General features: G+C 68.9%; 17 protein-coding genes. 12 read left to right on the forward strand and 5 right to left on the reverse strand.

The features are described 5' to 3' along the window. Positions 1-92 precede the first annotated feature (92 nt). From AB4Y74_RS03125 to AB4Y74_RS03160, 8 genes are read left to right on the forward strand one after another with little or no spacing between them, the layout of a single operon-like run. On the forward strand, positions 93-1,613 hold the full coding sequence (locus AB4Y74_RS03125; protein WP_441797658.1) for an ABC transporter ATP-binding protein: 1,521 nt from the start codon (positions 93-95) through the stop codon (positions 1,611-1,613). After that, entirely contained in the window at positions 1,610-2,896 is a 1,287-nt protein-coding gene (locus AB4Y74_RS03130; protein ID WP_441797659.1) for an ABC transporter permease, read from the forward strand. Before AB4Y74_RS03125 ends, AB4Y74_RS03130 begins: the two co-directional genes overlap by 4 nt. Continuing rightward, a complete protein-coding gene (locus AB4Y74_RS03135) occupies positions 2,893-4,185 on the forward strand; it encodes an ABC transporter permease (protein ID WP_441797660.1) in 1,293 nt (430 codons plus the stop codon). Before AB4Y74_RS03130 ends, AB4Y74_RS03135 begins: the two co-directional genes overlap by 4 nt. After that, a complete protein-coding gene (locus tag AB4Y74_RS03140; protein ID WP_441797661.1) occupies positions 4,182-4,601 on the forward strand; it encodes a cytidine deaminase in 420 nt (139 codons plus the stop codon). Before AB4Y74_RS03135 ends, AB4Y74_RS03140 begins: the two co-directional genes overlap by 4 nt. Positions 4,602-4,615: 14 nt before the next feature. Beyond that, the gene (locus AB4Y74_RS03145) at positions 4,616-5,923 is read left to right on the forward strand and encodes a thymidine phosphorylase (RefSeq protein WP_441797662.1); all 1,308 of its coding nucleotides are present in this window, start codon (positions 4,616-4,618) and stop codon (positions 5,921-5,923) included. 10 nt (positions 5,924-5,933) lie between these two features. After that, positions 5,934-7,052, forward strand: coding sequence for an adenosine deaminase (locus AB4Y74_RS03150; RefSeq protein ID WP_441797663.1), 1,119 nt, complete (start codon positions 5,934-5,936; stop codon positions 7,050-7,052). A 25-nt stretch (positions 7,053-7,077) separates the two neighbouring features. Then, positions 7,078-7,539, forward strand: coding sequence for a PTS sugar transporter subunit IIA (locus AB4Y74_RS03155; RefSeq protein ID WP_441797664.1), 462 nt, complete (start codon positions 7,078-7,080; stop codon positions 7,537-7,539). A gap of 13 nt (positions 7,540-7,552) precedes the next feature. Then, a complete protein-coding gene (locus tag AB4Y74_RS03160) occupies positions 7,553-7,825 on the forward strand; it encodes a PTS sugar transporter subunit IIB (RefSeq protein ID WP_441788422.1) in 273 nt (90 codons plus the stop codon). 82 nt (positions 7,826-7,907) lie between these two features. On the opposite strand, the gene AB4Y74_RS03165 is transcribed toward AB4Y74_RS03160, so the two are convergent. Continuing rightward, positions 7,908-8,186, reverse strand: a complete 279-nt coding sequence (locus tag AB4Y74_RS03165) for an ArsR/SmtB family transcription factor (RefSeq protein WP_441797665.1) — start codon at positions 8,184-8,186, stop codon at positions 7,908-7,910. Between the two features lie 73 nt (positions 8,187-8,259). Here AB4Y74_RS03165 and AB4Y74_RS03170 point away from each other — a divergent pair, with 73 nt between their 5' ends. Continuing rightward, entirely contained in the window at positions 8,260-9,447 is a 1,188-nt protein-coding gene (locus tag AB4Y74_RS03170) for an MFS transporter (protein ID WP_441797666.1), read from the forward strand. 10 nt (positions 9,448-9,457) lie between these two features. Here the strand turns inward: AB4Y74_RS03170 and AB4Y74_RS03175 are convergent, their stop codons facing one another. Beyond that, positions 9,458-11,161, reverse strand: a complete 1,704-nt coding sequence (locus AB4Y74_RS03175) for a phospho-sugar mutase (RefSeq protein ID WP_441797667.1) — start codon at positions 11,159-11,161, stop codon at positions 9,458-9,460. Further along, entirely contained in the window at positions 11,158-11,991 is an 834-nt protein-coding gene (locus AB4Y74_RS03180) for a purine-nucleoside phosphorylase (protein ID WP_441797668.1), read from the reverse strand. The genes AB4Y74_RS03175 and AB4Y74_RS03180 overlap by 4 nt, the downstream gene beginning before the upstream one ends. 85 nt (positions 11,992-12,076) lie before the next feature. On the opposite strand from AB4Y74_RS03180, the gene AB4Y74_RS03185 reads away from it, so the two are divergent. The 3 genes from AB4Y74_RS03185 to AB4Y74_RS03195 all read left to right on the forward strand — a co-directional run bounded on the left by AB4Y74_RS03185 (position 12,077) and on the right by AB4Y74_RS03195 (position 16,354). Continuing rightward, the gene (locus tag AB4Y74_RS03185; RefSeq protein WP_441797669.1) at positions 12,077-13,513 is read left to right on the forward strand and encodes an NAD(P)H-quinone dehydrogenase; all 1,437 of its coding nucleotides are present in this window, start codon (positions 12,077-12,079) and stop codon (positions 13,511-13,513) included. Between the two features lie 16 nt (positions 13,514-13,529). After that, positions 13,530-15,419 carry a cation:proton antiporter gene (locus tag AB4Y74_RS03190; RefSeq protein ID WP_441797670.1) on the forward strand — a complete coding sequence of 630 codons (1,890 nt, stop codon included), beginning with the start codon at positions 13,530-13,532 and terminating at the stop codon, positions 15,417-15,419. 614 nt (positions 15,420-16,033) lie between these two features. After that, a complete protein-coding gene (locus tag AB4Y74_RS03195; protein WP_441797671.1) occupies positions 16,034-16,354 on the forward strand; it encodes an endonuclease domain-containing protein in 321 nt (106 codons plus the stop codon). A gap of 70 nt (positions 16,355-16,424) precedes the next feature. Here AB4Y74_RS03195 and AB4Y74_RS03200 read toward each other — a convergent pair whose 3' ends face one another. Beyond that, positions 16,425-18,188, reverse strand: a complete 1,764-nt coding sequence (locus AB4Y74_RS03200) for an acetyl/propionyl/methylcrotonyl-CoA carboxylase subunit alpha (RefSeq protein ID WP_441797672.1) — start codon at positions 18,186-18,188, stop codon at positions 16,425-16,427. Between the two features lie 94 nt (positions 18,189-18,282). Then, positions 18,283-18,921 (reverse strand): Maf family protein, encoded by a 639-nt coding sequence (locus tag AB4Y74_RS03205; RefSeq protein ID WP_441800384.1) that lies wholly within the window; start codon positions 18,919-18,921, stop codon positions 18,283-18,285. Positions 18,922-18,944: the final 23 nt, after the last annotated feature.

Raw genomic sequence — 18,944 nt, forward strand, 5'->3', positions numbered from 1 at the left:
TAGGCGCAGCGAGGCCACCCGCCATTCCGCGTGCCCACTTCTTATCAGGCTCTGTGCTCCCCCCGGGCGAGCAGAGAAGGAAACCCACCCGAATGAAGCTCGAACTCCGCGGCATCACCAAACGGTTCGGTGCCCTGGTCGCGAACGACCACATCGACCTGACGGTCGAACCCGGCGAGATCCACTGCCTGCTCGGCGAGAACGGTGCAGGCAAGTCCACTCTGATGAACGTGCTCTACGGCTTCTACCAGGCCGACGAGGGCGAGATTCTGCTCGACGACGCCGTCCAGCATTTCGCAGGCCCGGGCGACGCGATGAAGGCCGGAATCGGGATGGTGCACCAGCACTTCATGCTCATCCCGGTGTTCACAGTGGCTGAGAACGTGATGCTCGGGCACGAGCAGACCAAGTTCGGCGGCCGCCTCGACCTCAACGCGGCTCGCGCGAAGGTGCGCGAGATCTCGGCGCGGTTCGGTTTCGACGTCGATCCGGACGCTCTGGTCGAAGACCTCCCGGTCGGAGTGCAGCAGCGGGTGGAGATCATCAAAGCGCTGTCGCAGAACGCCCGCGTCCTCGTGTTCGACGAGCCGACCGCGGTCCTGACCCCGCAGGAGACCGACGAGCTGATGGGCATCATGCGCCAGCTCAAGGAGCAGGGCACGGCGATCATCTTCATCACCCACAAGCTGCGCGAAGTGCGTGAGGTCGCCGACCGCATCACAGTCATCCGGCTGGGCAAGGTCATCGGCGAGGCCGAGCCGACCGCGACCAACGTCGAGCTCGCGTCGATGATGGTCGGCCGCGCGGTCTCGCTCACGGTTGACAAGGAGGCGGCGTCTCCCGGGGCGCCTGCTCTCGTCGTGAAGAATCTCTCGGTCATCGACCCCATCGGGCAGCTCGTGGTCAACAACGTGAACTTCGAGGTGCGCGCCGGCGAGATCCTGGCGATCGCAGGAGTCCAGGGCAACGGCCAGACCGAGCTGACCGAGGCGATCATCGGCCTGCAGCCCCGGGTCCAGGGCGAGATCCTGCTCGACGGCGCACCGATCCAGGGTCACAGCGTCCGGAAGGTGCTCGACGCCGGTGTCGGGTTCGTGCCGGAAGACCGCAACGAGGACGGCCTGGTCGGCGAGTTCAGCATCCAGGAGAACCTGATGCTCGACCGTTCGACAGGAGAGCCGTTCGTCAAGGGCGGCAACATTCAGTTCTCGTATCTGAAGGACTTCGCCACGGAGAAGGTGCGCGAGTTCGACGTGCGCACCCAGTCCATCGACACGAAGGTCGGCCGGCTCTCCGGCGGCAACGCGCAGAAGGTCGTGCTCGCCCGCGAGCTCAGCCGAGAGCTCCGGCTGTTCGTGGCGGCGCAACCGACCCGGGGGCTCGATGTCGGCTCGATCGAGTTCGTCCACAAGCGCATCGTCGAGACGCGTGACTCGGGTGTGCCGGTGATCGTCGTCTCCACGGAGCTCGACGAGGTCGCGGCGCTCGCCGACCGCATCGCAGTGATGTACCGCGGAGGGATCGTAGGAATCGTGCCGGGGAACACGTCTCGCGACGTCCTCGGCCTCATGATGGCCGGCGAGTCGCCGGAGCAGGCAGGAGCAGCAGCATGACCGGGACCGACACTGCGCCGGCCCAGCCCGTGGAGCCGGGTAAGCCGGCCCCCACTCCGGGACACGACGGGGAGCCCTCGCGCTGGAACCAGGCGGTCCGCGAGATCATGAGCGGGCCGGTGATCATCTCGATCCTGGCCGTCGTACTGGCACTGATCGTCGGCGCGATCCTGATCGCGCTCACGGACCCGCAGGTGCAGCACGCGGCGGGCTACTTCTTCGCCCGGCCGGGTGACACCTTCTCGGCCATCTGGACGTCGGTGTCGAACGCCTACGTCTCGATGTTCCAGGGCGCGATCTACAACTTCCGCCGTCCCACCTTCGCCGCGGGCATCCGCCCCCTCACCGACACGCTTTCGTTCGCGACGCCGCTCATCGTCAGTGGTCTCGGTGTCGCCCTGGCGTTCCGCGTCGGGCTGTTCAACATCGGTGGTCAGGGACAGATCCTCATCGCCGCGGCCGCCGCTGCCTGGGTCGGGTTCTCGTTCGACCTGCCGCCGGTCGTCCACCTCGTGCTCGCCATCGTGGCCGGCATCGTGGGCGGCGCCATCTGGGCCGGCATCGTCGGCCTGCTGAAGGCGCGGACGGGCGCACACGAGGTGATCGTGACGATCATGCTCAACTACATCGCCTTCTATCTCATCTCATACATGCTGCGCACGAAGGGGCTGCTCCAGGCGCCCGGGTCGAACAACCCGAAGGCGCCCGCCGTGCATCCGAACGCCGTGTTCCCGCCGCTGTTCGGAGAGCAGTACAACCTCACCTGGGCCTTCGTCATCGTCATCGCCGCAACGATCTTCGTGTGGTGGCTGATCGACCGGTCGAGCCTCGGCTTCCGCTTCAGGGCCGTAGGCGAGAACCCGAACGCCGCGCGGGTCGCGGGCATCAACGTCAAGAACATCTACGTCTACGCGATGCTCATCGCCGGTGGCCTGATCGGCGTCGCCGGCGCGAGCCAGGCGCTCGGCGTGTTCCCGCAGGGGATCAGCTCGGGCGTGGATGCGGGCATCGGGTTCGACGCGATCACCGTCGCACTGCTCGGTCGCTCGCGGCCGGGCGGCGTCTTCATCGCGGGGCTGCTGTTCGGCGCCCTGAAGGCCGGTGGCTACACGATCCAGGCGGCCAACGACATCCCGATCGACATCGTCCTGATCCTGCAGTCGCTCATCGTGCTGTTCGTCGCCGCGCCGCCGCTGGTGCGGGCGATCTTCCGCCTGCCCACCCCGGGGAGCGCTCCCCGGAGACCCGGCCCCATCGTCACGAAGGAGGTGGAGGCCAAGTGACCACGACCGCCCCCGTCGTTCCCGACTCGTCGCCGATCGTCCTCGAGAAGGCGGAGATCCGCTCCTGGAAGGCCCCGATCGCCTTCGGCGTCTTCGTCCTGATCAGCCTCATCCTGTTCTTCGGGTTCGCCCGGCATGAGCAGAGCAGCTTCCGGTTCTCCGAGACCTCGGACGCGGTGAAGCTTCCCGGTCTGACCGTCGACACCTTCCTGACGACGACCATCGTCACGATCCTGTTGCTGGCGCTGACCCTGTGGAGCGCCTACCTCTCGTATCGCGCGCGGAAGACTCCCATCTGGATGGTCATCGTCTTCTCGCTGCTGTTCATGTTCGCGTTCCTGGCCTGGGCCGACTCCGGAAGCCCCTATCCGGTCCCCGTCACCGGACTGCTGCTCGGCACCGTCTCGCTCGCCGTCCCTCTCGTGTTCGGCGCCCTCGGCGGTGTCGTGTCGGAGCGCGGCGGCGTCGTCAACGTCGCCATCGAGGGCCAGCTGCTCGCCGGGGCCTTCGTCTCCGCGATGACGGCCTCCCTCACCGGGAGCTGGGTCGTCGGCCTCATCGCCGCGATGATCGCGGGCGTGCTGGTCTCGTTCCTCCTCGCGGCCTTCGCGATCAAGTACCTCGTCGACCAGGTCATCGTCGGTGTGGTGCTGAACGTGCTCGTCATCGGACTCACCAGCTTCCTCTACTCGAAGGTGCTCGCGGGCAACCCCCAGCTGCTCAACCACCCGCCGCGCCTGCCGAGCTGGCCGATCCCGGTGCTCAGCGAGATCCCCGTCATCGGCAAGGTGCTGTTCGACCAGTCGATCATCGAGTACCTGATGTACATCGCGGTCTTCCTGGTGTGGTTCGGCCTCTTCAAGACGCGTTGGGGTCTGCGCCTGCGCTCCGTCGGCGAGCACCCGGAGGCGGCAGACACCGTCGGCATCAATGTGAACAGCACGCGCTTCTGGAACGTCTCGCTCGCGGGCGCGATCGCCGGACTCGGCGGCGCCTACTTCACGCTGGGATCGGTCGGGGCCTTCTCGAAGGAGATGACCGCAGGTCAGGGCTTCATCGCCCTCGCGGCTGTGATCTTCGGACGCTGGGACCCGATCCGCGCGACGCTCGCCGCCCTTCTGTTCGGCTTCGCCTCGAACCTGCAGAACGTGCTGAGCATCATCGGCTCGCCCGTCCCGAGCGAGTTCATGCTGATGCTGCCCTACGTGGTGACGATCTTCGCGGTCGCCGGGCTGGTCGGCATCTCCCGTGCGCCAGCCGCCGACGGAAAGCCGTACATCAAATCATGAGCGACGCCATCGACTGGGATGCGCTCCGCGCCGCCGCCAACGAGGCGATGTCGCACGCGTACGTCCCGTACTCGAAGTTCCCCGTCGGCGCGGCCGCGCTGGTCGACGACGGCCGCATCGTCAGTGGCTGCAACGTCGAGAACGCCAGCTACGGCATCACGCTGTGCGCCGAATGCGGCCTGGTGTCGTCGCTCGCGATGACGGGCGGAGGCCACCTGGTCGCCTTCACCTGCGTCGACGGCGACGGCGCGACGCTGATGCCGTGCGGCCGGTGCCGCCAGCTGCTGTACGAACACTCGGCCGAGGGGATGCTGCTGGAGACGGTCTCCGGCATCCGCACCATCGACCAGGTGCTGCCCGACGCGTTCGGACCGCGCCAGCTCGCCGCCTACGCGGCCGAGCACGAGAACGACTGAACAGGAACACTTTCGTGACCGACCTTGCAGGAGAGGTCGAGGCGTTCGACGCCGTCGACCTGATCAGGACCAAGCGCGACCGCGGCGAGCTCAACACCGCCGAGATCGACTGGCTCGTGGATGCGTACACCCGCGGCTACGTCGGCGACGAGCAGATGTCGGCGATGACCATGGCGATCTTCCTCAACGGGATGACGCGGCGCGAGATCAAGGACCTCACGCTCGCGATGATCGCGTCGGGGGAGCGGATGGACTTCTCCGGCCTCGGGAAGCCGACCGCCGACAAGCACTCCACCGGCGGTGTCGGGGACAAGATCACGCTTCCGCTGATGCCCCTGGTCGCCACCTTCGGTGTCGCCGTCCCGCAACTCTCCGGCCGCGGACTCGGGCACACCGGCGGCACGCTGGACAAGCTGGAGAGCATTCCGGGCTGGCGGGCGAACCTCAGCAACGAGGAGATGTTCGCCCAGCTGCAGAACGAGGGCGGCGTGATCTGCGCCGCAGGCTCCGGCCTCGCCCCTGCCGACGGCAAGCTGTACGCGCTTCGCGACATCACCGGCACGGTCGAAGCCATCCCGCTGATCGCCTCCTCGATCATGTCGAAGAAGATCGCCGAGGGCACCAGTGCCCTGGTCCTGGACGTGAAGTTCGGCTCCGGCGCGTTCCTCAAGGACATCGAGCGCTCGCGCGAGCTCGCCCGCACGATGGTCGAACTCGGCCGGGATGCGGGGGTCGCGACCTCGGCGCTCCTCACCGACATGAACGTCCCGCTCGGCCTTGCGATAGGCAACGCCAACGAGGTCCGCGAGTCGGTGGAGGTCCTTGCGGGCGGCGGCCCCGCTGACATCGTCGAGCTGACGGTCGCACTGGCGCGAGAGATGCTGGCGCTGGCCGGGCGTCCCGACGAGGATGTCGAGGCGGCGCTCAAGGACGGCCGCGCCATGGACAAGTGGCGCGAGGTGATCCGCGCCCAGGGCGGCGACCCGGACGCGGCGCTGCCCGTCGCGTCGGACACCCACACGGTGCTCGCCGACGAGGACGGCATCCTGGTCGAGCAGCAGGCGCTGCCGTTCGGCATCGCCGCCTGGCGCCTGGGTGCGGGACGCGCGCGCAAGCAGGATCCGGTCCAGCACGCGGCGGGGATCGACCTGCACGCGAAACCCGGCGACGAGGTCCGGAAGGGTCAGCCGCTGTTCACACTGTCCGCCGACGAGCCCGCCCGCTTCGAGCGCGCGCTGGAGGCGCTGGAGGGCTCGTACCGGATCGCCCCGCTCGGAACCCCCTTCGAGCGCGGCCCGCTGATCGCCGACCGCATCGCCTAGGGTTGGACTCATGAGCGACGCCTGGAACGAGTACGCACTGGCCGACGGAACCGAGATCCGTCCCCTTCCGAAGGTCTCCCTGCACGACCACCTCGACGGCGGCCTCCGCCCCGCGACGGTGCTGGAACTGGGCGCCGCGATCGGTCTCGACCTGCCCGCGCAGGATGCGACCGAGCTGGGCCGCTGGTTCGCCCAGAAGTCGAACTCCGGTTCGCTGGTCGAGTACCTGAAGACTTTCGACGTGACCACCGCCGTCATGCAGACCCGTGAGGGCCTCAGCCGCGTGGCACGCGAGTTCGTGCAAGACCTCGGAGACGACGGCGTCGTCTACGGGGAGGTCCGCTGGGCCCCCGAGCAGCACCTGTCGAGCGGTCTCAGCCTCGACGAGACGGTCGAAGCGGTGCAGGAGGGCATCGAGCAGGGCATCGACGATGTGCGCTCCGCCGGCGGCCGCATCCGCGTTGGCCAGTTGGTGACCGCTATGAGGCACAATGACCGCGGTTTGGAGATCGCCGAACTGGCTGTGCGGCACCGCGACCGCGGCGTGGTCGGCTTCGACATCGCGGGCCCCGAGGCGGGTTTCCCCGCCTCCAACCACCGCGCGGCCTTCGACTATCTGGCCACCGAGTTCTTCCCGGCAACCGTGCACGCCGGCGAGGCGGACGGGCTGGACAGCATCCGCAGCGCGCTGCTCGACGGGCGTGCCCTGCGGCTCGGTCACGGCGTCCGGCTCGCTGAAGACATCACCATCGAGCGTCAGGACGACGACAACACCTACGTCACCCTGGGCACCCTCTCTCAGTGGGTGAAAGACCGCGAGATCGCGCTGGAAACCAGCCCGACCTCCAACCTGCAGACCGGTGCGATCGCCGCCTGGGGCGACGACATCCTGGACCACCCGTTCGATCTGCTCTACCAGCTGGGCTTCCGGGTCACGGTCAACACCGACAACCGGTTGATGAGTGGGACGACACTCACGCGCGAACTGAGCATCCTGGCCGACGCGTTCGCCTACGACCGGACCGACCTGGAGATCTTCCAGCTCAACGCCGCGGCCGGCGCCTTCCTGCCGCTCGAAGAGCGTGAGGAATTGGCCGAGATCATCACAGCAGGTTTCGAGGGTTCGTAACCCGCCCTCGCGTTACTCTGAAGACATGACCCTGCCACCGCTGCCTGATTCCGCCATCACCGTCGGCGCGCACGCCGCCGACTGGCGTCAGGCTGTCGAGCTGGCGGGGGAGGCACTGGCCCGCTCCGGAGCGACGGAGCAGGGCTACGGGCATCGCATGATCCAGGTCATCGAGGAGTTCGGCGCCTACATCGTCATCGCGCCGGGTCTCGCTCTGGCCCACGCGCGCCCCGGCCCCGACGTCAACTCTGACGGCCTGGCCGTGGTGACGCTCGACGAGCCGGTCGTGTTCGGCCACCCGCACAACGACCCCGTGTCCGTTGTGCTCGGTCTCGCCGTCTCGACGCCCGAGGCGCACGTCACCAGCGTCGCCGAGCTCGCCAACGTGTTCAACGACCCCGAGGCCATCCCCGCTCTCGCCGCTGCGACCAGCACCGCCGACGTGCAGCGGATCCTCACCCTGAGCGAGGAAGAGGCCGCGCGGTGACGGGGAGGTCGCGATGAAGATCGTCGCCATCTGCGGCGTGGGAGTCGGCACGTCGGGCATCCTGAAGGTGAACGCCGAGCGCGTGCTCGACCGGCTCGGGATCGACGCCGACGTCACCGCGTCCGACGCCGCCCACATCGATGAGGCCGCCGCGGACGCGCAGGTCGTCCTGACGTCGCCTGAGCTGGTGGACCGCATCGGGCGCACGAACGCTGACGTGATCGTGGTGCACAACTACTTCGACCTCGAGGAGCTCGAGCGCAAGCTCGACGAGGCGCTCGGCTAGCGACAGGCGCTCACGGGCGCGCCCGGCGTCTAGTACGTTCGGCGAAAGCAGTCAGGGCGTACGGTCTCGCGAGCGGCCGCAATCAGTCGCGGAGGAGTGCCTCGACGAGTCCGGGGAAGCGCTCGTCGAGTTCGGTGCGCCGCAGCTGGATCTCGTGGGTGCGGCCGCTGACGATGGTGCGCGTGACCCCGGCCTCGCGCAGCGTCTTGAAGTGATGCGCCATCGTCGACTTCTGGATGTCGACGCCCCACTCCGTCATGGTCTTAGGATGCGGGCGGCCGTCGGCGAGGACGCGGATGATCTGCAACCGGATGGGGTCGCCGGCGGCCCGCAGCACGTCGACGAGCTGCACATCTGCCATGTCTGGGCTGGGGTAATCGGTCATCTTCACCAAATGTTTGACAATCATCGAACAGTTCCCGTACCGTAACGGTATGACGTTCGTCGAACAATCCTACCGCAGGACCCTCCCATCACTGCTGGTGCTCGCCCTCGCACTCTTCGTGGTGGGGACGAACGCATTCGTCATCGCCGGTCTGCTGCCGCAAGTGGCGGAAGGTCTCGGTGCCACCGCCACCGAGGTGAGCTGGTCCATCACCAGCTACTCGCTGGTCGTCGCGGTCGCCGCGCCCGCTGTCTCGATCTTGCTTCCGCGTGTACCGCGGGCGACGCTGATGGCTGTCGGACTCGCGATCTTCGCGATCGGCACCGCTGTCTCCGCACTCGCTCCCGACCTCACCCTGTTCATCGCGGGACGGACGTTCTCCGGGCTGGGCGGCGCGGCGCTCGTTCCGACCGCGACTGCGGCGGCGGCCTCGATCGCGCGACCGGAGAAGCGCGGGCAGGCGCTCGCCATCGTCGGCGCGGGCTTCACCCTCGCGACCGCCGTCGGCTCGCCGCTGGGGACTGCTCTCGGCGGCGTCGCAGGGTGGCGCTTCGCACTGTGGTGCATCGTGGGAATCGCCGCGGTGCTCGTCGTGGCTATCCCGCTCGTGGTGCGCGGCGTTCCCGTGCCCGCGGCCGTGTCCCTCCGGCGCCGGCTAGCGCCCCTCGGGAACCGCCGCATCGTCGCGCCGCTCGGCACGACCCTCCTGATGATCGCCGGGTTCAACATCGTCTACATCTTCTCGGCCGCGGTCACCCACTCCGCGACCGGCGGATCCGGCACTTTGCTCGCCATCCTTCTGCTCGCCTATGGAGTTGCGGGCGTCGCGGGCAACGCTGTCGCGGGTCCCCTCACCGATCGCTTCGGCAGCAGGCCGATCGCCGTCATCGCGCTCGCCGGCCAGGCGCTGGCGCTCGTCGTGCTGGCCTTCGCCGAGGCGTCGTTCACGGCGACGATCATCGTGTTCGCGCTGTGGGGTGTCGCGGCGTTCGCCATCGCGATCCCGGTGCAGCACCGGCTCGTGCACGTGGAACCCGAGAACGCCGCGCTCGCGCTGTCCTGGTACTCGACGGCGATGTACGTGGGCATCGCGATCGCACCGCCGATCGGCGCGCTCGCGCTCGCGGCAGGCGGAGCGGTCGCGGTGCCGCTTGCGGGCGCGGTCGTGACCGTCGCGGCGCTCGCGCTGTTCTTCGTCGGATACCTCGCGCGTTCGCCGCGACCGGCCACGGCCTGAGGGCGGAGCCCTACGCGGTGAGCAGCCGCATAGCCTCGCCGAGAGCCGCGACGCGAGCGGTGGCGGTGGCCTTGCGCTCGCCGACGGTTCCCTCGTCGCTGGACGCGTCGATGTAGATCTTGAGCTTCGGCTCGGTACCGCTCGGGCGCACCATGACGCGGGAACCGTCCTCGAGCAGGATGCGCAGGACGTCGCTCGGCGGCAGCCCGCCGAAGCCGTCGATCAGGTCATCGATCTGCGTGACGCGGACCTCGCCCAGGTGGCTCGGCGGAGTGGAACGCAGCGTGGACATGATCTCGCCGATGCGCGACAGGTCGGTCACCCGGATCGAGATCTGATCGCTCGCGAAGAACCCGAATCGCTCGGCGAAGGCATCCAGCCGCTGAGCGATCGTGACGCCGTCGGCGGCCAGACCGTTCGCCAGGTCGAGGAAGGCGACGGCGGCCGAGATGCCGTCCTTGTCGCGGACGGTGCCCGGGTTCACCAGGTAGCCGAGGGCCTCCTCGTAGCCGTAGACGAGACCGGGCGCGCGGGAGACCCACTTGAACCCGGTCAGCGTGTCCGCGAAGTCCATCCGGTACGCGCGGGCGACGGCGGCCAGAGCAGGAGACGAGACGATGGAGCAGGCCAGCGTTCCGAGGTCGCCGCGCTCGCCGGCGGTCGCGACGGCCAGTTCGGCGGCGCGCCAGCCGAGCAGCGCGCCCACCTCGTTGCCGGAAAGCCGACGGTAGCCGCCGGCGCTCGACGGGTCAGGGATGGCGACCGCGAGGCGGTCGGCATCCGGGTCGTTGGCGATGACCAGCTCAGCGCCCGCATCCCGACCCGTCGCGAAGGCGAGATCCATCGCTCCCGGCTCCTCCGGGTTGGGGAAGCTCACGGTCGGGAACGCCGCATCCGGATCGACCTGGGCGGAGACCGGGGTGGGGGAGGCGAACCCGGCGCGCGCGAAGACCTCGCGCGCGGTGCGCCAGCCGACGCCATGCATGGCGGTGTACGCGAACGAGACCGCATCCCGCGGCTTCTGCGTCGACGCGACGGCGACCGTCGCGTCGATGTACGCCTGCTCGACGTCATCGGAAGCCACTACGTAGCGGTCGGAGCGCGGCAGGTCGGCCACGCTGCCCTCCGCGACGTCGAGGATGTGCGCCGCGATCTCGGCGTCGACCGGCGAGATGATCTGCGAGCCGTGGTCCTGGCCGCCCAGGTAGACCTTGTAGCCGTTGTCGTTGGGCGGGTTGTGGCTGGCGGTCACCATCACGCCCGCGCTCGCATCCAGGTGCCGCACGGCGAACGCGAGCACGGGTGTGGGCAGGAGGCGGGGGAGCAGGATCGCGCGGATGCCGGAGCCCGCCATCAGCTCCGCGGTGTCGCGCGCGAAGACGTCCGAGTTCTTGCGACCGTCGTAGCCGATGACCACCGACGGCGTGCCGCCCTCGGCGTGCTCCAGAAGCCACCGTGCGAAGCCGGCGGCGGCCTGCGCGACGAGCACGCGGTTCATCCGGTTGGGACCCGCCGCGATGGCTCCGCGAAGCCCGGCGGTCCCGAAGGCCAGACGCTCGTCGAAGCGTGAGTGCAGGTCGGCCACCGCCTCGGCCGAGCCGGCCTCGGCGGCGACGATCAGCGCATCCAACTCGTCGCGGGTCTCCGGGTCCGGGTCCTGGTCGAGCCAGGCCCTGGCGTCGGCGAGCAGCTGCGGGGTGTCCTTCGTCGTCACAGTGCCTCCACGATCTGAGCGAGGAGGGCACTGATCACCGGCTCGGCGGCGCGGCCGGCATCGATGACCTCCTGGTGGCTGAGCGGGGTCTTCTGGATGCCCGCGGCCAGGTTGGTGATGAGCGACATGCCGAGGATCTCCATCCCGGCCTGGCGGGCGGCGATCGCCTCGAGTGCGGTCGACATGCCGACGATGTGGCCGCCGACCGCCTTGGCCATCTGCACTTCGGCCGGCGTCTCGTAGTGCGGTCCCCGGAACTGCGTGTAGACGCCCTCGTCGAGCGACGGGTCGATGGTGCGGGCGAGGTCGCGCAGGCGCTTCGAGTAGAGGTCGGTCAGATCAATGAAGGTAGCGCCCTCGAGTGGCGAATCGGCGGTCAGGTTGATGTGGTCGCTGATCAGGACGGGCGTTCCCGGCTTCCAGTGATCCTTGATGCCGCCTGCGCCGTTCGTGAGGACCATCGTCTTCGCCCCGGCGGCCGCCGCGGTGCGGACGCTGTGGACCACACGGCGGACCCCGTGGTTCTCGTAGTAGTGCGTGCGGGCGCCGATCACCAGCGCGTGCTTGCCGTTGGGTAGGCGGACGGAGCGCAGGGTGCCGACATGGCCCTCCAGCGCGGGCTTGCTGAAGCCGACGATCTCGGTGGCGGGCACCGTCGCGACGGTCTCGCCGATGAGATCGGCCGCCCTGCCCCAGCCGCTGCCCAGGGTGAGCGCGATGTCATGGCGCTCGACTCCGGTCTTCTCGGCCAGCTGGGCGGCGGCTTCGCGAGCCACCTCGAAGGGATCGGCGGCAGGGTCGTCGAGCGGGTTCGTGAGGGATTCCGACATGAGCCAACTCTACTGATCCGCCGCCTTTCCCCAGGTCCGCGGCCGGATGCGCATGTGTGCACCCCCATACGGAAGAATGAGGGACATGGCGTACGAATTCGAGCGGAAACAGCGGATCGCAGTGCTCGGTGGCGGTCCCGGTGGGTACGAGGCGGCGCTCGCGGGCGCCCAGCTCGGCGCCGACGTGACCATCGTTGAGCGCTCCGGCGTGGGCGGTTCGGCCGTCATCACCGATGTCGTCCCGTCCAAGAGCCTCATCGCGACGGCGGAGGCGACCAACTCGATCGGCGAGGCCACCGATCTCGGCGTGCAGTTCTTCCACCGCGGCGAGACCGGCAAGCCGGTCCGCCCGGAGATCGCGGTCAACCTCGCTGCCGTGAACAAGCGCCTGATCGGGCTCGCCCGGCAGCAGTCGGAGGACATGCGCGCCGAACTCGTGCGTTCCGGCGTCCGCATCGTCAGCGGCGAGGGCCGGCTCGACGGCGACCGGGCGATCATCGTGTCCACCGCCAAGGGCGACACAGGCACCGACTTCGACCGGGTGGAGGCCGACACGATCGTCGTCGCCGTCGGCGCCAGCCCGCGCATCCTGCCGTCCGCGATCCCGGACGGCGAACGCATCCTCACCTGGACGCAGCTCTACGACCTGCAGGCGGTCCCGTCGCACCTGATCGTGGTCGGGTCCGGCGTCACCGGCGCCGAGTTCGCCTCGGCGTACAACGCGCTCGGCTCGAAGGTGACCCTGATCTCGTCGCGCGACCAGGTCCTCCCCGGTGAAGACGCGGATGCGGCGGCCGTGATCGAGAACGTGTTCCGACGCAACGGCATGCAGGTCTTGTCGAAGTCGCGTGCCGAGTCGGTGGTCCGCACAGAGACCGGAGTCGTCGCTACGCTCACCGACGGACGGACGATCGAGGGCTCACACTGCCTCATGGCCGTCGGCTCCGTGCCGAACACCGCCGGCATCGGGCTCGAGGAGGCCGGAGTCCAGCTCACGCCGAACGGCAACATCCGGGTGAACCGGGTGGCGCGCACCTCCATCCCCAACATCTATGCCGCGGGTGACTGCTCCGACTCGCTGCCGCTCGCCTCGGTCGCCTCCATGCAGGGCCGGACCGCAGTCTTCCACGCCATGGGCGACGCCGTGAACCCGATCGAGCTGCGCAATGTCAGCTCCAACATCTTCACCCAGCCCGAGATCGCGACGGTCGGCTGGAGCCAGAAGCAGATCGAGGAGGGCATCGCGCAGGGCGACATCTACAAGCTGCCGCTCAAGTCCAACCCGCGCGCGAAGATGCTCGGCATCCGTGACGGCTTCGTGAAGCTGTTCGCACGCACCGGTTCGGGCACCGTGATCGGCGGAGTCATCGTGGCACCGCGCGCGTCGGAGCTCATCTTCCCGCTGGCCCTCGCCGTGGAGCAGCGCCTCACGGTCGACCAGGTCGCTCGCGCATTCACCGTCTACCCCTCGCTGTCGGGGTCGATCACCGACGCCGCCCGCGCCATGCACATCGTGCTCTGACGGGAAGGCCGGGGGGATGGAGATCGGGCTCGTCGTCGGCGTCCTCGCCGTCCTGGCGATCGCGGCCGCCACCACCATCGGTCCGAAGTTCGGGGTCGCGTCGCCCCTGATCCTCGTGGTCCTCGGCATCCTGGTCAGCCTGCTGCCGTTCGTTCCGGTGGTCACCATCGAACCGGAGTGGATCATCGCGGGCGTGCTTCCGCCCCTCCTGTACTCGGCGTCCGTCTCCATGCCGGCGATGAACTTCCGGCGCGAATTCGGCGCCATCGGCGGCCTCTCCGTCCTTCTCGTGATCGTCAGCTCTGTACTGCTCGGGCTGTTCTTCGCCTGGGCGATTCCCGGGCTGGGCCTCGGGTGGGGCGTCGCGCTCGGCGCGATCGTGAGCCCGACCGACGCCGTTGCCACCGGCATCGTCAAACGCGCGGGGGTCTCGCCGCGGGTCGTCGCCATCCTCGAAGGCGAGAGCCTGCTCAACGATGCGACCGCCCTCGTGCTGCTGCGCGCGGCGATCGCCGCGGCGGCCACCTCGTTCACCGTCGGGTTCGTGACGCTGACGTTCCTCTACTCGGTCGTCATCGCCGTCGTCTTCGGTCTGGTGGTCGGGTGGTTGAACCTGGTGGTCCGGCAGCGGGTGAAGGATGCGACGGTCAACACGGTCATCTCCTTCACCGTTCCGTTCCTGGCATCCATCCCCGCCGAGGCGCTGGGGGCGTCCGGGCTCGTCGCAGCCGTCGTCGCCGGGCTGGTCACGGGCAGCCGAGCGCCGCGAGTGCTGTCGCCGGAGCACCGCCTCTCGGACGCGCAGAACTGGCGCACGGTGGAACTCATCCTCGAAGGGCTCATCTTCCTGACGATGGGCCTTGAGCTCTTCGGCATCCTGCAGAACGTTCAGAACGACCACGCGGGCGTGCTGCCCGCCATCGTGATCGCGGCGGCCGCCCTGCTGCTGACGATTCTGGTCCGCGCGGGATTCGTCGCCCCGCTGCTCGCTCTGCTGGCGCGACGGCATCGCCGCGGGCAGCGGATGCGACCACGGCTGGAGCAGCTGCAGCAGCACCTGTCGGATCCGGAGGCGGTGCAGCGCGGCATCGCGCAGCGCGTCGCACCGCCGGAGGAGCGGGCGCTGACGGCGGGGGCAGGTGCCGAGGCGGATCCGGACACCGCTGCGCCGGGAGAGCATGCGCCGGGAGGCCCTGCCGACGGCGCGCTCCCGGCAGCCGACGCGGCCCTCGCCGTCCCGGGGCTTCCCGACGACGTGTTCCAGGATGCGCGGGGGGACCGTCCGCGTGCGGTTTCGGCCAAACAGGCGGAGCGCCGTCGTCGGAGGCTGATCCGGCGCGGCATCCCATCGGTCGAGAATCTGACGCGCTTCGGAACGCGCCTGCGCCGACTGATCGCGGACATCGAGTACTTCACGGGGGCGCCGCTCGGTTGGCGTGAGGGCGCGATCGTCGTCTGGGCCGGGATGCGCGGAGCGGTCACGGTAGCCGCGGCGCAGTCCCTTCCGAGCGAGACTCCCGGGCGGTCCGTCCTCGTGCTGATCGCCTTCCTGGTCGCGGCCGGATCACTGCTGCTGCAAGGCGGAACCCTCGGACTCGTGCTGAAGCTCGTGAAGCCCGAGGGTGCCGACCCGCAGGCCGAGCGCGACGAGCGACGGCGACTAATGGAGCTGCTGTACGAAGCGGGGAAGACGGTTCCGCTGCCGACGACTGCCGAACGCACGCCGGAGGCGTTCGCTGAGCACAAAGCGGCGCGGCTCGCGCGCATCCGGACTCAACGCGAGGCCCTGCTCGATGCTCGCGACGACGGCACGTTCAGTGCCGATGTGCTCGCCGGTGCGCTCAGCAACCTCGACGCCGACGAGATCAGCATCGACCTCAAGGGCGATCCGGGCACTTCGAGCTGATCGGTCCACCTCTCACGGAAACGGAGGAGTTGTCTCGCCTGACGGCTGTTGTCTCCTCCGTTTCCCGCACTTTGCCCGCGTGTCGGGGCGGAACTCCTCCGTTTCCGTCGCCCGATTTCGGGCGGCGAGAAGTGTGCACAAGGCACCCTGCGAGGGGGTTCTCCACCACTTTGAGGCGGGGCTCATGCCGACTGCTGCCTCTTTGGAGGATGGATCCATGACCTGGAAACTGCAGCTTGAGCGCCTGGGTGGCGCCGCGTCCCTCAGCCAGCTCCGCGCGGCCGGAGCCACGGAGCACGGCCTCCGGGTTGCGGTCGCGCGTGGCGACCTTCGACGACCACGAAATGGCCGCTACGTCTCCTCCACTGCGAATCCCCTTCTGGTCCGCCATTGGCAGGGATGTGATGACCATCCGGAGATCTGGCGGGTGTCCCTCGCAGACTGCTTGCGCACGGTCGTCCGTTGTGCCGAGCCCGAAACCGCACTGGCGGTGCTCGACACGTCGCTGGCATCCGGTCAGACGACGTTGGGCGGGCTGCAGCGCATGTTCAGGGAAGAACCTCAGCGGTGTCGCGCGTTGGCCGGCCGGGCGCGGCCCGGATCCGACTCCGGGGGTGGAGTCGATCCTGCGACAACGTCTCGCGGCGCGCGGCCACATCGTCGAACAGCAGGTGTTCGTTCCGGGGGTCGGGCGAGTGGACGCTCGGGTCGACGGCGTGTTGTTCGTCGAGGTCGACGGATTCCGCTTTCACGGCGATGCGGCCTCGTTCGAGCGTGACCGAGCACGAGACGCTGCCTTGACTCTCAGTGGAGCGCGGCAGCTCCGACTTTCCGCGCGACAGATCATCGACGACCCGCAGGCCGCGGTGCGGACGATCGAGGCGGTCTTGGAGCTACTCGAAACGGAGGAGAACCGCGGTGGGCGGGCGGCCTGAGACGGGAAAGGGAGGAACCCGGGCTCGAACAGAGCCAGGATTCCTCCCTGGACGACCGCTAGAGGTGCGGTCAGACGATGTTGAGCAGGAGGTGGCCGGACGAGACCGTCTCGCCGACCGCTGCGTTGATTCCGGAGACCGTGCCGTCCTTGTGGGCGGTCAACGGCTGCTCCATCTTCATGGCCTCGAGCACCAGGACCAGATCGCCCTTCACCACCGTCTCGCCGTCGGCGACAGCCACCTTCACCACCGTGGCTTGCATGGGGGCGGTCACCGAGTCGCCCGTCGCGGTCTCGACGCTGTGCGCGCCACCACGACGACGGGGTGCGGGCGCCGAGGCCGACTCTCCGGTGCCGCCACCGAGCAGCTTCGCCGGCAGGGAGACCTCGATGCGCTTGCCCTCGACCTCGACAACGACGTTGCTGCGGCGCTCGGCTGTCGGCTGTTCGCCCAGCTCGCCCGACCACGGCTCGATCTCGTTGACCCACTCGGTTTCGATCCAGCGCGTGTAGATCGAGAACGGCTCGCCGTCCTGCGGGGCGAAGGCCGGGTCGCGCACGATGGCGCGGTGGAACGGCAGAACGGTCGGCAAGCCGGCGACCTCGAACTCGTCGAGTGCGCGGCGGGAGCGCTCGAGCGCCTCCTCGCGGCTGGACCCGGTCACGATGAGCTTCGCGAGCATCGAGTCGAATGCCCCGCTGATGACGTCGCCCGCCTGGATTCCGCTATCGACACGGACGCCGGGGCCTCCGGCAGCCTTGAAGACGTGCACCGGGCCGGGCGAGGGGATGAAGCCCTTGCCGGCGTCCTCGCCGTTGATCCGGAACTCGAACGAGTGCCCGCGCGGCGCCGGGTCGTCGTAATCGAGCTCGCCGCCCTCCGCCAGGCGGAACTGCTCACGCACCAGATCGATGCCGGTGACCTCCTCGGAGACCGGGTGCTCGACCTGCAGTCGGGTGTTCACCTCGAGGAACGACACCGTGCCGTCCTTGCCGATGAGGAACTCGCAGGTGCCCGCTCCCTGGTAGCCGACCTCCTTGAGGATCGCCTTCGACGAGGAGTACAACTTCTCCGTCTGCTCGGGCGTGAGGAACGGCGCGGGGGCCTCCTCCACGAGCTTCTGGTGGCGACGCTGCAGCGAGCAGTCGCGCGTCGAGACGACGACCACGTTGCCGTACGCGTCCGCGAGGCACTGCGTCTCGACGTGGCGCGGCTGGTCGAGGTACTTCTCGACGAAGCACTCGCCGCGGCCGAACGCCGCGATCGCCTCGCGGGTGGCCGACTCGAAGAGCTCGCCGACCTCCTCGCGGGTTCGGGCGACCTTCAGTCCGCGTCCGCCACCGCCGAACGCCGCCTTGATGGCGACAGGGAGCCCGTAGACGTCGACGAAATCCAGGACCTCGGCAGCGTCTGCGACCGGGTTGAGAGTGCCGGGCGCCAGCGGAGCGCCGACCTTCTCGGCGACGTGTCGCGCGGAGACTTTGTCACCGAGGCGCTCGATGGCCTCGGGCGACGGACCGATCCAGGTGAGACCACCCGCGATCACGGCACGGGCGAAGTCTGCATTCTCGGCGAGGAAGCCGTAGCCGGGGTGAACGGCGTCCGCCCCCGAACGGCGGGCCACGGACAGCAGCTTGTCGATGACCAGATAGGTCTCGGCGCTGGTCGTGCCGTCCAGGGCGTAGGCCTCGTCGGCCAGACGTACATGGAGGGCGTCGCGATCCTGGTCCGCGTACACGGCGACCGAAGCGATTCCGCTGTCTTTCGCCGCTCGGATGACGCGGACGGCGATCTCGCCGCGGTTGGCGATCAAAACCTTGGTGATACGGGGCACAGTTCCCTAGCCTATTGCTCGATATTGAACGGGATTTGGCCGATTCCCACAAAAATGAGCGGCCGGAAGCTCAAGGAGCCTACAACGAAGGAAGTCAGCGGCTCCGGTTCCACAGCGTGGTCCACCCGATGCCGAGCTCGCCCACGAGGTCGCGGAGGGTCGACAGCGAGAGGCCCACCACGGTGCTGGGGTCTCCTTCGACACGCGTGATGAACGGTCCACCCAGACTGTCGACCGTGAACGCCCCGGCGACTTCCAGCGGCTCGCCGCTGGCCACATAATCGTCGATCTCGCGGTCGGTCACGTCCGCGAAGGTCACCGACGCGACCGCGACGGCGCCGGCAGCGGCGTTCTCGCGACCCTCTCGGTGATCGATCAGCCAGTGGCCGGAATGCAGCACACCGGTGCGTCCCCGCTGCTGCATCCAGCGCTCGCGGGCGACTGCCGGCAGGTGCGGCTTGCCGTGGATGGCGCCGTCGATCGCGAAAGCGGAGTCCCCGCCCAGGATGAGGCCGTCGATCGGTTCGCCGTCCAGCGTGCCGCGCACGGCCTCCGCCTTCAGCCGGGCAAGCAGCTGGACCATGGCGTGCGCGTCCAGCGAGCCGTGGTCGGCCTCGGCTGCGGCGACTGCTGCCGGCTCGTCGACGTACGACGGCACGACGACGGGCTCGATGCCCGCTGCGCGCAGAAGCGCGAGACGGGCGGGAGAGGTGGAGGCGAGGTAGAGGCGCATGGTCACCTGTGGAATGCTCGAAG

The organism is Leifsonia sp. RAF41 (genome assembly GCF_052114085.1).
In the GTDB taxonomy this organism is placed as follows: Bacteria; Actinomycetota; Actinomycetes; order Actinomycetales; family Microbacteriaceae; genus Leifsonia.